Genomic DNA, 15,899 nt, shown 5'->3' with positions numbered 1-15,899 from the left:
CGACTATCCACGCACTCGGATATCAGTGATCGCATAGTCGTTGCCGGATATGCCTGACGGCTCATGACTCCAGATCTCCAGCCGCATTGATGTCGCGCTTGCAACAAACGTCCCCTTCAGCGGTGTCCACCCCATGCTGTAAAAGGTCGTGACCCCCGTAACAACCCCGGAGCTGGTCCTCAGCGACAACCTTGGCATTGGAGCAGCGCCATTGTATGTGCATGCGAGAATGCTGAACTCATAACTTGCGCCGACCTGAAGCCCCGTGAAGTCTTTATAAAGGACGACGCCCACACTAGCAGTACTGGCAGTGCCGTTGGCCACGCAGGTTTTGCCAAAGAACGTGGCGTACCTCATCTCACCAAGGGCTGCTGGCCCGGCACGCCAGTTGTTCCAGTTATTGCCAGTAAACGGGGTGAAGTCATCGAGAGGCGAGCGCACTGTCAGTTGCAATACCGGGAATACCACTGCGGCACTCTCATTAGTGCTGCCATCAGCCGTCACTTTGCAGGTAAAGGCCAGAAGGCTGCCATCTGCCAGTAGATCAAGTTGGGCCCGACTCAAAATATCCGCCAGCCCTGTACTCACTTCGGCGGCAATCACGATTTTGCCCAAATACACATTGATCGTGTAGGAGCCTCCACTTTTCAACGTCCCGACACCCCGCAACCAGACGCATTGCCCGGGCAAGATAAACCACCATGGTTCCACGGTAATGTTGGCGTTCCCGGGGAAGGTGCGCAAATCCAATATGCGGTTAGTCGCCTGCGGCACCACAGGCGTGGGCAAGCGCACCGGCACACTGATCTGCAACGCAAGGGTCTTGGAAGACGCCAACTTACAGACGCTGGTGACGGTGTAGTTAATTAAGATCGTTTTACCGATACCACCAATCACCGCCTCACGGGGAATTGGGAAGTCGACGTAACCTGGGTCACTATTACCCGGTTTGGAGGCCAACGGCAGGATATCACCATTCGGTTTGATCCAGCGCACACTGATCGTGTGATGAGGGCTGATGCGCTCGTACTCCACCCGTACCGTCACACCGTCCCGGCCGTTGTACACTGTCAACTGCGAGCCCACCGCCTCCCGCACCGTAGGCGCCTTGAGTACCAGGTCTTCCTGGACGATACCCAGGGTTAATGCCGGGAATTTCTTTGCACTGGCCTTATCGGACTGACCATTGAAATTCACGGAAAAATGCACTTCGAAAGAGCTGCAATCCGCCAGCTTTTGCAGCTCGCTGCGGGGCAACGGAGTGTTAACACCACTGGCCAGCCATTCTGCGGTAACCGGCTCGCCCTCCAGCACCTGGAAGCTGTAGGCAGTGCCATCTTCCAATTCACCTGTCACCCACAGCCAGCAAGGCTGCCCTACCACGATATAAGGCCAGGGAATGACCGTGCAATCGGCATCACCGGAAAAGGTATTGAGGTCCAACGTGCTTGCGGTTGCCTGCTCGACTGCCGGAGTCGGCAGCCTGGTGATATCCAGGATCTTTACTTCCCGTGGCGGTGATTGCCACGGACCGGTACCGCTGTGGCTGACGCTATAGGTCAGCGTGACCGGCAACCCAAAATTGGCACTGATAGCCGAAGGCGGTACCCGAAACTCAAGGCTGGCTTCACCTTCCTGTACGGTGCGGCACTCAAGGACAGGCGAACCCAGCCCCGGGGTGCCAACAAACGCGGGGCAAACGACATCCCCGGCATGCATGCCCTCGTAAGCAATGACGAGATGCGCACCGTCTACGGTGTTGACCGGGCTCACCAGCCAACCATCGGCACCGCAATCCACCGACTCTTTAAGGTGCGGTGGCGGCAAGTCCAGTGCAGGGTCCACTCGCAACAGCGTGGAGGTACGCAGGTGAAAGTCCTGAGCATTAATAGGCAGCGGGTTCTCATGGACCGGATCATCCGGCGCCGGCAGCACCGGCTCAGTGCCGTCCCAAATGACTCCCAAGTGCGCAGTCAGAGCCGAGTAGTCCTGCCGTCGCGACATCCAGCCACGGGACAACCTGAACTCGAAAATATGATCAGTATCTGCTTCAGCGGCCTTCACTAGATGGTCAAAGGCCACCCAGATAAATTGATACGGCACCTGGTGCTGGTCACCCGCGACGGTGACAAACAGGCGCTGCCCAGCCTGAATCATCGGCCATGCCTTGATCCGGATGGTTTCATCGCCCTTAAAAGTGTGCATATCCAGCACGACAGTGGGATCTGTAGGGCTATTGCGCTTGGCGTGCTCAAACACCGGCAATGACTCGCGTAGATCCACTTCCCTGATGTCCTGAATTTCCAACTCCAGGACCAGCGACTCCTGGAGTCGCCCGGCAACGGTGGCCGTGTACCAGATCAATACCGTATGACCGATGCAGGTACTTACGTGTTGCCAGGGGATGGGCATTTCAATACCGCCGCTGGTACTGCCAACCTGCACGATGGGTTCAAAGGCAGGCTCATCCTGGCCCTTAATTGCCCAATACAAAGTAATCGGTGTAGCGCCCATGCCCGCAAAGGCAATAGTTGCCGAGGTGCCATCGATTGCGTCGATTGGATACAGCACGCTGTTATTGGCTGCGTACTGAATCGTCGCGTAGGGTAACTCGCGGATGACATCGATAGGTTGTAGCGCAGCGGTTGTTGTATCAAGCGACTGAGCAGTTTTAGGGGATGTTTTTTTAACCATGACGAGACCTCCTGTCCCGGGATAGATAACCATCGGCCTCGATCAGAGAGGCCGGCAGACTACGGCTATCTAACGCTTGGAACGCAGGCCCTGCCTACTGTCAGAATTGACAGTTCTGATCGGAAAAAAACAGCTTTCCGACCAACGGACGCTCACCCGCTCATCACCCTGGATGAGCGCCCGCAGCACCTTAAAGCCCCTCCAACTGCGCCATCAAATCACTCAACCGATCCACCTTCTCGGCACTGATGTCATTGGCCGCCAGCCCATCGATGTACCCCGCCAACGCCTCCACCGTGCTGCATTCGAACATCGCCCGCAGCGGCACATCCCGTTGCAGGGCCTTCTGCACCCGCGAGGCAATTTGCGTCGCCAGCAACGAATGCCCGCCCAGCTCGAAGAAGTTGTCCTGCACCCCGACCTGCTCGACGTTCAGCACCTGGGCCCAGATATCCGCCAGGGTTTGCTCAAGTTCGTTGCGCGGCGCCAGGTAGTCCTGGCTGTGCAACTGGCCGATTTCCAGGGCTGGCAAGGCCTTGCGGTCGAGTTTGCCGTTGGCATTGAGTGGCAGACGGTCCAGCCATAACCAATGCAGCGGCACCATGTATTCCGGCAGCTCGGCCCGCAGGCGTTGCTTGATACGGTCCAGGCGCTCATTGGAATTGAGAGCCGCGTCGGTTGCCACCAGATAACCCACCAGATACTTACCGTTAACGCCTTGCTGCACGCCAACGGCGGCGTCGCGGACTTCTGGTTGCTCGTGCAGACGGGCTTCGATTTCGCCCAGTTCGATACGGTAACCACGAATCTTCACTTGATGGTCGATGCGCCCGACGTATTCCAGCACGCCGTCACTGCGCCGCCGCGCCAGGTCGCCGGTGCGATACAACCGCTCGCCAGCCGCACCAAACGGGTTCGGCACAAACACTTGAGCAGTGCGCAATGGATCGCTGACATAGCCGCGACCTACACCGGTGCCAGCCACACACAACTCACCGACGGCGCCTTGGGGCACCAACTCCAGTGCGCCGTCCAACAGGTACAAGCGGTTGTTGTCGGTCGGTGTACCGATCGGCAGATACGTGCCACGGGTCGAAGCCAGGTCGACGCAAAAGAACGCCACGTCATCCGAACATTCCGCCGGTCCATAGGCGTTGACCAGCCCGATATCCGGGTAACGCAGCAGCCATTGGTGGGCCAATTCAGGCGGCATCGCCTCGCCGGTGGGCAGCATCCAGCGCAAACCGTCCAGGCTCGTGCGCTCCTGGGCGAGCATGCCCTGGATCAGCGACGGCACGCTTTCCAGCACCGTGATGCCCTGAGCCTGAACATGGGCCAGCAGCCCTTGCGGGTCATGGGCAATGGTATTCGGCACGATATCCACCCGCGCGCCAAACAACGGCGCAGCAAGGAACTGCCAGACCGAGATGTCGAAGCTTTGCGAGGCCGTTTGCGCGATTACATCGGCCTCAGTCAGTTGCAGATATGGCACCTTGCTCAACTGGTTATTGAGCATGCCGCGCTGCTCGACCATCACGCCCTTCGGCAGTCCGGTCGACCCTGAGGTGTAGATCACATACGCAAGGTTATCCGGGGCACTGTAGATCCCGGGATTGTTCTCTGACCCAAGCACGTCCTCCCAAACCAGCAACTTCGGCCGCCCGACGCAGGCAAACTCCTCCAACAACACCAGCGCCTGTTCACGGCAAGCCTCAGTGCACACCAGCAGCGGCGTGCGGCTCAAGTCGATGATCCGGCTCAGACGCTGGCTCGGCAGCCCCGGGTCCAGCGGCAGGTAACCGGCGCCAGCCTTGAAACTACCAATGATCATACCCAGCAAATCGAGGTTACGTTCGGCCAGTAACGCCACCGGTTGATCCAGCCCGACACCTGCCGCAATCAGCGCATGACCCAGACGGTTACTGCGCCGGTTCAGCTCGGCGTAACTCCATTGCTGATCCAGGCAACTGGCGGCGATGCGCTGTGGGTGCTGCGCCACCTGCGCCTCGAACAGCTCGACATAGCTGCGCTCCAGCGGGTAGTCGTGCGCACTCTGGTTACACCCCTCCACCAGAAACTCGCGCTCCTGCTCGCTGATCAGCGGCAGGTCGGCCATGTCGCCATGGAAGCCCTGCACCAGCGCCAGCAGCAGGCGCTTGAACTCGCCGAGCATGCCTTGCACCGTGGTTTCGTCGAAATAGCGCTGGTCATAGGACAAATGCAGTCCCAGGTCATCACCCGGATAGCACACAGCCGTCAGCGGGAAATTAGTGTGGGTGCGGCCCGAATCCGAGGTGGCATTCAAGCTTTGCGCACGGTCCAGCACCGAGACTTCCACCGGGGCGTTTTCAAACACGAACAGGCTGTCGAACAGCGGCTGGCCCTTGGGCAATTCGCTGTGTTCCTGGATCGTTACCAGCGGCAGGTATTCGTACTCACGCAGCTGCATATTGCTGTCGAGCAAACCGCTGAGCCATTGACGCACGCTGCACGGCTGGTCGTCCTCGGGCAACTTGACCCGCAGGGCGATGCTGTTGATAAACAGGCCGACGGTGCGCTGCATCTGCGGCATGTCCACCGGGCGCCCGGCCACGGTGACGCCAAACAGCACGTCGCGATCCCCGCTCAAGCGCCGCAGCACCAAAGCCCATGCCGCCTGGGCGAAGGTGTTGACGGTCAGTTGATGAGCCTGGGCCAACTCCCGCAGTTGCGCGCCGTCCCGTGCCTCAAGACGGATGTAGCAGTCGCCCACCACCATGCCACCGCTGTGGCCCGCGTGCTCGCGCAGGAACGGCCGGTCGCTGGGGATCGGCGTGGTGCGTTCAAAGCCTTGCAGGTTCTGCTGCCACCATTGGCGCGCCTCGGCCAGGTTCTGGCGTTGCAGCCAAGCAATGTAGTCGCGATAGCACGGCGGCATTGCCAGTTGCGCGTCGCGGCCGTCACCCAACGCCATGTAAATGTCGAAGAAATCGTTCATCAGCAACGAGCGGCACCAGGCATCGATCAGGATGTGGTGGTTGCTCATCATGAACCAGTAACGGGCCTCGCCGACGCGGATCAGCCGCAGATGGAAAGGCGCCTGGTTGAGCAGATCGAAGCCAGCTTCGCGCTCGCTTTTGAGCAGCGCTTGCAGGCGCGACTCCTGTTCAGTTTGCGGATCATTGCTCCAATCCAGGTACTCGATGGGCGTATGACCCGGTTTGTGGATCACCTGCAGCATATCTTCGCCAACGTTCCAGCAGAACGAGGCGCGCAAGGCTTCATGGCGGGCAATCACCGCCTGCCAGGCCTGGGCGAAGCGCTCGGGATTCAGTTCGCTGTTGATGCGGTAACGGTCCTGCATGTAGTAGAGGCCGGTGCCCGGCTCCAGCAGGGTGTGCAACAGCAAGCCTTCCTGCATTGGCGTCAGCGGGTAGACGTCTTCAATAGCGCTGACCGGCACCGGCAGCGCATCGAGTTGCGATTGGGTCAGGTGCGCCAGCGGGAAGTCGGACGGTGTGAGCCCGCCGGCATCGTCCCGCAAGCAATGCTCGATCAAACTCTGCAACTCGCCCAGATAAGCATCTGCCAATTCGCTGATGGTTTGGCTGTCGTGACGTTCGCGACTGAAGGTCCAGCGCAGCACCAACTCGCCGCTGTAGACCTGGCTGTCGATGCTCAACTCGTTGGGCAAAGGCGCGTCCGGATCATGGGCCGGGCCTACAGACTCCTCCAGCGGGAGGAACAACGCGTCGCCATCAAAACTCTGGTCGAATTGGCCGAGGTAGTTGAAGGTGATCGCCGCCGTTGGCAAGGCGGTCATGGCCTCGCGGCACAGGTCGTCCGCCAGGTAGCGCAGCACGCCATAACCCAGTCCTTTATGCGGCACTGCACGTAGTTGTTCCTTGATCGCCTTGATCGAGGCGCCCTGTCCGGCGGCCTCTTCGATTTGCACAGGTGTCAGGCGCAAGGGGTAGGCGCTGGTGAACCAGCCAACGCTGCGGGTCAGGTCGATTTCATCAAACAGGGTTTCACGACCGTGACCTTCCAGCTGGATCAGCGCCGATTCATGGCCGCTCCATCGGCACAACACACGGGCCAATGCCGTCAGTAACAGGTCGTTGACCTGGGTGCGATAGGCGCTCGGTGCCTGTTGCAACAATTGCCGGGTGCGCTCGGCATCCAGGCGCACGCTGATGGTCTCGGCGTCGCGGTTGCGCAGCGACCCTTGCGGGCGATCCACTGGCAATTCAACGGCCGGCCCGGCCAACTGCTCCTGCCATAGGTTCAACTCTTCGCGCAGGGATTCGCTGCTGGCGTAGGCCTGCAAACGGGCCGCCCAGTCGCGCAGCGCACTGGTCTTGGCCGGCAGGCTGACGGACCGGCCGTCGCTCAGTTGGCGATAGACGTTTTGCAGATCTTCCAGCAACACCCGCCAGGACACGCCATCCACGACCAGGTGATGGATCGCGATCAGCAGGCGTTGCTGGCCCAGCGGTCCATCCACCAACAAGGCGCGTATCAGCGGGCCGTGCTCCAGGTCAAGGCTGCGCTGGGCGTCGGCGAACAGCACAGCGCACTGTTCCATGCCCGGCACTTGAGCCAGCCACAGCACGCCGCCTTCCGGCACCGCCAAGTGTTCGGCGTGCCACTGAGCATCGCGCCGGGTGAAGCTCAGGCGCAGGGCATCGTGATGTTCCAGCACCGCCAGCAGCGCCTGTTCCAGGCGATGGGGGTCGAGGGCCTGCACCGGCGCCAGCAGCAACGCCTGGTTCCAGTGATGGCGGGCCGGGATCTCGGTATCGAAAAACCAATGCTGGATCGGCGTCAAGCCAGAGGCGCCGGTCAACACGCCTTGCTCGGCGCTGATCTGCTCGCATCGGGTAGCGACGGCTGCCAGGGTCTGCACGGTCTGGTGCTGGAACAAATCGCGAGGGCTGAAATGAATCCCCGCCTGACGCGCCCGGCTCACTACCTGGATCGACAGGATCGAGTCCCCGCCCAGCTCGAAGAAGTTGTCGTGCAGCCCAACCTGCTGCACGTTGAGCACCGCGCACCAGATCGCCGCCAGGGTCAGCTCAAGCTCGTTGCTCGGCGCCACGTAGTGTTGACGATTGGCCTGCGAGTCCGGCTGCGGCAAGGCGCGGCGGTCGAGTTTGCCGTTGGCGGTCAGTGGCATGCTGTCCAGCACCATCAGGTGCGTCGGCACCATGTAGTCGGGCAGTTGCGCCTTGAGATGAGCCTTGAGGGATTCGCGCAAGGCGCTGTGATCCGCCTCATCACTGACCAGATAGGCCACAAGGTGTTTGCCGCTTGGGGACTCCAGGGCCAGCACCACGGTTTCACGCACCGCTGGGTGTTCCAGCAGACGGCTTTCGATTTCCCCCAGCTCGATACGAAAACCTCGAATCTTCACTTGATGGTCGATACGCCCCAGATACTCCACCAGGCCATCGGCGCGTTGGCGCACCAGGTCGCCGGTGCGGTAAAGACGTCCACCACTGGCAAACGGATCAGCGACAAAGCGCTCGGCTGTCATGCCCGCACGCTGGTGATAACCCTGTGCCAGACCAGCACCGCCGATGTACAACTCGCCGGTAGCGCCCTGGGGAACCAACGCCAGATCGGCGTCAAAAATATAGGCTACACGCGCACCGATAATGCTGCCGATCGGCACGCTGCCAGCGCCCTCTTCCAGATGCTCCGGGGCGAGGCAGGCCAACGGCATGACCACCGTTTCAGTCGGACCATAGGCGTTGAAAAACAGCGCCGGCTGGAACGCAGCGCGGATGCGTTGCAGGTGCTCGCCGGTCAGCGCTTCGCCGCCGGTGATGCACATGCGCACCGGCAACGTCTGGTTCTGCGTGGCCAGCCATTGCGCCAACTGGCTGCCGTAGCTGGGAGTAAAACCAAGGATATTGATGCGATGTTGGCGAATCAGCCCGCAGATTTCTTCGGCATCCCACTGGCCCTGGGCGCGCAACACCACCTGCGCCCCGCTGAGTAACGGCACTAACAGGCGCTCAGTCGCGGCGTCAAAGTTGATGGAATAGAAGTGCAGTTCACAGTCATCCGCACGCATGCCAAAACGCTGGATAACCGCCTGGCAATGCATGGCGATTTCACCGTGGGACACCACCACGCCCTTGGGTTTACCAGTGGAGCCGGAGGTGTAGATCAAGTAGGCCTGATGTTGCGCAAGGCTGATGGACGGCAATTCGCTGGCGGGGTAATTGGCCAATTGCGGCAGGTCATCTTCCAGGCACCAGCGGCTGACGCTGGCGGGCAGGTCGCCTAGCGCTTCGAACATCGGCGCATCACTGAGCAACAAGCCAATGCCGCTGTCTTCGATCATGTAGTGCAGGCGGTCCAGCGGGTATTCCGGGTCCAGAGGCACATAGGCGCCGCCGGCCTTGAGGATCGCCAGCAGGCCGATGACCATTTCCAGGGAACGCGGCAGCGCCAGGCCAACCCGCACCTGCGGGCCGACACCGCGCTCGCGAAGCATCCAGGCCAGGCGATTGGCGCGGCCGTCCAACTCGGCGTAGCTCAAGGTCTGCTCGGCAAAGGTCAGCGCTGGCGCATCGCCGCGGGCCAGGGCCTGTGCGCTGAACAGATGGTGAATGCATTGATCAAGGCGATGTTCACCGGCTTCAATACCAAGGCTGTCTTGCAAGGCGCGTTGCTCATCGGCTTGCAGCAGCGCCAACTCACTCAGGCGCTGCTGAGGAGCGGCAATCAAGGCTTCCAGCAAGTTACGCCAATGCTCGGCCATGCGCGCAATGCGCGGCTCGTCGAACAGGTCGGTGCTGTAGGTCAGGCAGCAACCCAGGCGATGGTCGAGGTCGGTGACTTCCAGGTTGAGGTCGAACTTGGTGGCGCGGGCGTCGTTGGCCAGGTACTCGACGGTCATTGCGGCCAGTTGGCGACTTTGCTGGAACTCCCAGCGCTGCACGTTGCACATCACCTGGAACAGCGGGTTGTACGCCGCACTGCGGGGAGGTTGCAGGGCTTCCACCAGATGGTCGAACGGCAAGTCCTGGTGGGATTGCCCTTCGATCACAGTGTGGCGCACTTGCTCGAACAGCTCGCCGACGCGCATCTGCCCATTGAGTTGGCAACGCAGCACCTGAGTGTTGAGGAACGCACCGATCAGGCCTTCACTTTCCGGACGAATGCGGTTGGCCACCGGCGCGCCAATGCGCAGGTCGGTCTGGCCACTGTAGCGGTAGAGCAACACGGCGAGGGTGGCGGTCATGGTCATGAACAGGGTCAGGCCACGCTCGGCGTTGAAACTGCGCACGCGGGCGGCAAGGTCATCACTGAGGTCGAAACGGTACAGCTCGCCTTGATGACTTTGCACTGGCGGCCGTGGTCGGTCGCTGGGCAGCTCCAACAGCGGATGTTCAGTGCCCAATTGCGCGGTCCAGTAATCCAGCTGGTGTTGGCGCTCGCCGGACTCCAGCCACTGGCGCTGCCACACACTGTAATCCAGGTACTGCACCGGCAGCGGTTCCAGGGGTGATTCGCGCTCGTCGATAAAGGCTTCATAAAGCGCACTGAGTTCACGGGCAAAGATGTCCATGGCCCAGCCTTCGGTGACGATATGGTGCAGGGTCAGCACCAGGTAGTGTTCCTGCTCGCCGGCCTTGACCAAACAGGCGCGCAGTAGCGGACCGGTTTCCAGATCGAACGGCGTGTGGGCTTCGCCGTCGGCCAATTGCTGCAAGCGTTGCTGACGGGTTTGCTCATCCAGCACGGAAAAATCCTGCCAGTCCATGCGCACGTCGGTTTGCGCCGCGACTTTCTGCTGCGCCACGCCATTGATGCTCGGAAAGGTGGTACGCAGAGTTTCGTGACGCATGATCAAGGCCTGCAAGGCTGCCTCGAAGCGCCCGACATCCAGCACCCCGCACAGCCGCGCCATACCGCCGACGTTGTAGGCCGGGCTGTCCGGCTCCATCTGCCAGAGGAACCACATGCGCTGCTGGGAATAGGACAACGGTACCGGCTGGCTGCGGTCGACTTTGGTGATCGCTGTCTGTTGATTGCGTTGCCCCGAGGCCTGGATCAAACGTACTTGTTCGGCGAAATCGCCCAGCTCACTGGCTTCGAACAAGGTGCGCAACGGCAGCTCGACGTCGCAGGCCTGGCGGGTGCGGGAGATGATCTGCGTGGCCAGCAGCGAATGGCCGCCCAATGCGAAGAAATCATCCAGCAGGCCGATACGCGGCAGGCCCAGCACTTCGCGCCAGATGGCGGCGATTTGCTGTTCCAACGGTGTTTGCGGCTCGACGTGCTCACGCACTTGCCAGACGGGTTGCGGCAACGCACGGCGGTCGACTTTACCGCTGGGGCTTAGGGGCATGGCGTCCAGGCGCATCAGTTGCGCCGGGACCATATATTCCGGCAACTCGGCAGCCAAGGCTGCCTTCACGTCCTGTTCATCCAGCGGTTGGCTGGCCATGTAGTAGCCGATCAACTGCGCACCGGCAGCCGTTTCCCGCACCAACACCACGGCCTGGGCGATGCCGCCCAGGGCCAGCAGGCGGGCCTCGACTTCCTCCGGTTCAACGCGAAAACCGCGCAGCTTGACCTGATGATCCAAACGACCGAGGTATTCCAGCACGCCGTCGGTGCTCCAGCGCACACGGTCACCGGTGCGGTACAGGCGTGCGCCCTCCTCTCCCAACGGGTCGGCGACAAAGCGTTCCGCCGTCAGCCCGGCACGGCCGAGATAACCACGGGCCAGACCCACTCCGCCGATGCACAACTCACCCGGCACACCCACCGGCAGCGAATTGAGCTGGTCATCCAGCACCCGGCAAATCACGTTGCCCAATGGCCGACCAATCGGCGAACGCTCACCATCTTCGGCGCGGCAGTGCCAGTGGGTGACGTTGATCGCAGTTTCGGTCGGGCCATAACGGTTATGCAGTTGCACCGCCGGCAATTGCGCCAACACCCGATTGCGCAGCTGCGCGGGCAAGGCTTCGCCACCGGAGAACAGCCGACGCAAGCTGGTGCATTCGCCCGCCTGCGGCTCATCGACAAACAGCTGCAACAGCGGCGGCACGAAGTGCAGCGTGGTCACGCCATGCTCCTGCACCAACTGCGCGATGCGATGAGGATCACGATGCTCGCCGGGGCCGGCCAGTACCAGGCGGCAGCCGGTGATCAACGGCCAGAAACACTCCCACACCGAGACGTCGAAACTGATGGGCGCCTTTTGCATCAGTACATCGGTTTCGTCGAGTTGATACGTGGCCTGCATCCACTGCAAACGCTCGGCCAGGGCAGCATGGGTGTTGCCCACGCCCTTGGGCTGGCCGGTGGAGCCGGAGGTGTAGATCACGTAGGCGAGGTTGTCGCCATTGAGGTGCAGGCCAGGCGCGTGACTCGGCCAGCTGTCGAGCTTGAGGCTGTCCATGGCGATGACGCAGACGCCCTCGGCCACAGGCAGTTGTTCCAGCAAGTGGGTTTGCGTGAGCAGCAGTTGCACGCCGCTGTCCTTGAGCATGTACGCCAGGCGCTCGGCCGGGTAATCCGGGTCCAGCGGCACGTAGGCGCCGCCGGCCTTGAGGATCGCCAGCAGGCCGATCAGCAGTTGCGGCGAGCGCTCGGCGGCAATCGCCACACACACGTCGGGGCCGACGCCTTTGTCGCGCAGGTAATGGGCGAGGCGGTTGGCCTGGGTGTGCAACTGGGCAAAGGTCAGGCTGGCGTCCTGCCACACCAGCGCGGTGCGCTCCGAAGTGTGTTGGTTGAGTTGCTCCGGCAGCAGGCGTTGCGCCGGCAGGCACGGCGCCTCACTCCATTGGCGTTGCTGCGCGTGCTCGTCGGCATTGAGTAATGTCAGGTCACCAATGGCCTGTTGCGGTTGTTCGCACACCGCTTGCAGCAAGCTGACGAAGTGTTCGGCCAGCCGCTGGATCGTGGCGCTATCGAACAGTTCATCGGCGTAGTCGAAGGACAGGCTCAAGCGCCCGTTGCGGTCTTCTTCGCTGTGCAGTTGCAGGTCGAACTTGGCTTCGCGGCTGTGCCACGGCAGTTCCTCGGCGAGCAGGCCAGGTAAACGGCGCAAGGCACTGAGGTCGCGTTGCTGGTGGTTGAACATGACCTGGAACAGACCTTGTTCGCGGGCTTGCGGGAACACTTCCAGCAGTTGCTCGAACGGCAGCTCCTGATGCGCCTGGGCGCCCAGGGCGGCATGACGGGTTGCCGCCAGCAGCTCGCTGAACGGCAGACGCGCGTCCAGCTCGGCGCGCAGCACAAGGGTGTTGATAAAGAAGCCGATCAGGCCTTGGGTTTCCTGGCGCCCACGGTTGGCGTTGGGCACGCCGATGCGGATGTCGCGCTGGCCGCTGTAGCGGTGCAGCAGGCTCTGGAATGCCGCCAGCAACAGCATGAACGGCGTGGATTCATGGGCCTGGGCGGTCTGGCGAATAGCTTCGCCCAGGCTCGCGCCCAACCGCACACTGTGGCGTGATGCGCTGCGATGCTGTTGGGCCGAGCGCGGATGATCTGTGGCCAGGCTCAAGGTCGGGTGCTCGTCGCCCAACTGTTCCTTCCAATAGGCCAACTGCCGCTGACCTTCGCCCTCGACCAGCCATTGGCGCTGCCAGCTACCGTAGTCGGCGTACTGCAAGGCCAGGACCGGAAGTTCGATGGTTTGCCCCTGAGACGCGGCAGCATACAGGCGTGAGAATTCGTCGATCAGCACGTTGAGCGACCAGCCGTCAGCGATGATGTGGTGCATCGTCACCAGCAGTTGGTGGTCTTCATCGTCGAGGCGCACCAAGGTCACCCACAGCAGCGGACCTTTCTCCAGATCGAACTGGGTACGGGCTTCGTCTTCGCGGATTTGCTGGGCGCGGGCTTCGCGCTCAAAGGCAGGCAGGTCGCTGAGGTCGATGACTTGCAGCTCGAAAGCCGTGGTGGCGTCGACCCGTTGGAACGCCTGGCCGTCACGTTCAAAGAAGCGCGTGCGCAGGGCTTCGTGGCGCTGGATCAACTGCTGAAAGCTGGCGCGTACCGCGTCTTCATCCAACGCCCCGCGCAAGCGCAAGCCGCCGGGAATCGTATAGGCGCTGCTCTGCGGGTCCAGTTGCCAGGTGATCCACAGGCGGTTTTGCGCAAGAGATTGCGGCAGGTCGTCCTGGCGCGACAACGCATGGATCGAGCCTTGGGCCACGCCGCCGTCCTGTTGTAACAGCGCAACACTGGCAGCGAAGGTGGCGAGAGTCGGCGCTTCGAACAGCAGGCGCAGGTTCAATTCCAGGCCCAGGCTTTCCCGCAGGCGGGCAACCACCTGGGTGGCGCTGATGGAGTTGCCGCCCAGCAGGAAGAAGTGATCGTCGGCGCCAACCTGAGCCACCTGTAACTGTTCGCACCAGATGGCGGCAATGCGGCCTTGCAACTCGGATTCCAGGCGGGCGCTATCGCTTGTTTGCGCGTGCAACTGCGGGAACTGCGCGTAGCTGTCGAGGCTGCCATCGGCCAGACGATTACGGCAGGCGGACCGCTGGACTTTGCCGCTGGAGGTTTTCGGCAACGCGCCGGGGTTGAGCAATACCACTACGCACGGCGCTTGCTGATAGGCCTCGGCCACGGCTTGGCGGATGACCTTGATCAGCGCTTCAGGCGCCAGGATTTTTTGCACGCTACGGCTGATTTCGGCGGCAATGCCGATGCCTTCCAGGCCCTGGTCATTGACCGCAAAAGCGGCGACCCGGCCCTTGCGCACCACTTCCACTTCGCGCTCGATGGTTTGTTCAATGTCCTGGGGATAGAGGTTGTGGCCACGCACGATCAGCAGGTCTTTCAAGCGACCGGTGATGAACACCTCGCCATCGCGGATAAAGCCCAGGTCGCCGGTACGCAGCCAGGTGCGGCCGGCGTGCTGGACGAAGGTCTCGGCGGTGGCCTCGGGGTTGCGCCAGTAGCCGTGGGCAATGCTCGGGCCAGCGGCCCAGATTTCGCCGACGGCATTGTCGGCCAGCTCCGCCAGGGTATGCGGGTCGGCAATCAGCACCGCGTGTTCGGGCTGGCTGGTGCCGCAACTCATGATCGCGCAGCCAGGCCCCGGCTCGGCTCGGTTGGCGGCCAACGCCTGTTCGTCCAGGCGCAAGGCCGGGATGCCTTGGCCGCGAGTGCTGCCAGCGACAAACAGAGTCGCTTCGGCCAGGCCATAGGAAGCGAAGAAATTATTCGGGGTAAAACCGCAGGGCGCGAACTTCTCGGCGAAACGTTCCAGAGTGTCCAGGCGGATCGGCTCGGAGCCGGAATAGGCCACACGCCATTTGCTCAAGTCCAGGCGTTCCAGGGCCGAATCGCTGACCCGCTCGCTGCACAAGCGGTAGGCAAAGTCCGGCCCGCCACTGATAGTGCCGCCGTACTCGCTGATCGCTTCCAGCCAGCGCAAGGGCCGGCCGAGGAAGTAGGCCGGCGACATCAACACGCAAGGCACACCGCTGAAGATCGGTTGCAGCAGGCCGCCAATCAGGCCCATGTCGTGGTACAGCGGCAGCCAACTGACGATCACATCGTCGGGATTGAGATCAATGCCAAAACCGCGACGAATCAGCAGTTCGTTGGCCATCAGGTTGCCATGGGTGACTTGCACGCCCTTGGGCAGCGCCGTGGAGCCGGAGGTGTATTGCAGGAAGGCGATGTCATCGCCTGCCAGGTTCGGGGCGATCCAGTGGTCAGCGATCCCGCTATCCAAATCATCGACACACAGCAACGGCGGTGCTGCATTTATCTGCGCCAGCGAATCGCGCAGGCCCGTGGTGGTCAGCAACAACCGTGGCTCAGCGTCAGCGATGATCGACAGCAGCCGCTCCTGGTGATGACCACGGGTGGACTCCGGCGGATAGGCCGGCACCGCGATCACCCCGGCGTACAGGCAGCCGAAAAACGCCGCGACATAATCCGCACCGCTGGGAAACAACAGCACCGCACGGTCGCCCTGGCACGCCGTGGCCTGCAAGGCTGCGGCGATGGTGCGGGCACGCAGGTCCAGGTCGCGGTAACTGAGGACGACGTTTTGCTCGGCGGACTCGGCCAGAAAACGCAGGGCCAGTTGATCCGGGGTCTGCGCGGCACGATGCTGGAGGGACTGGACCAGGGTACGAGGAAGTTCGAAGGCGTCCATCATGGGGTTCCTGCCTGAAATCGGCTTACGGGGAAATCGAGGGAATGTGTGGCCAGGGAGGCAATGGCTT

2 protein-coding genes are annotated in these 15,899 nt (G+C 61.9%); both read right to left on the bottom strand.

Annotation, left to right across the window (positions count from 1 at the left end):
* Positions 1-3: 3 nt before the first annotated feature.
* Positions 4-2,727 carry a hypothetical protein gene (locus tag FQ182_RS22050; protein ID WP_256666360.1) on the bottom strand — a complete coding sequence of 908 codons (2,724 nt, stop codon included), beginning with the start codon at positions 2,725-2,727 and terminating at the stop codon, positions 4-6.
* A gap of 157 nt (positions 2,728-2,884) precedes the next feature.
* On the bottom strand, positions 2,885-15,832 hold the full coding sequence (locus tag FQ182_RS22045) for a non-ribosomal peptide synthetase (protein WP_149414696.1): 12,948 nt from the start codon (positions 15,830-15,832) through the stop codon (positions 2,885-2,887).
* Between the last annotated feature and the right edge of the window lie 67 nt (positions 15,833-15,899).

This window comes from Pseudomonas sp. ANT_H4, assembly GCF_008369295.1.
Lineage (GTDB): Bacteria > Pseudomonadota > Gammaproteobacteria > Pseudomonadales > Pseudomonadaceae > Aquipseudomonas.
This window is presented reverse-complemented; position numbering and strand designations above follow the sequence as displayed.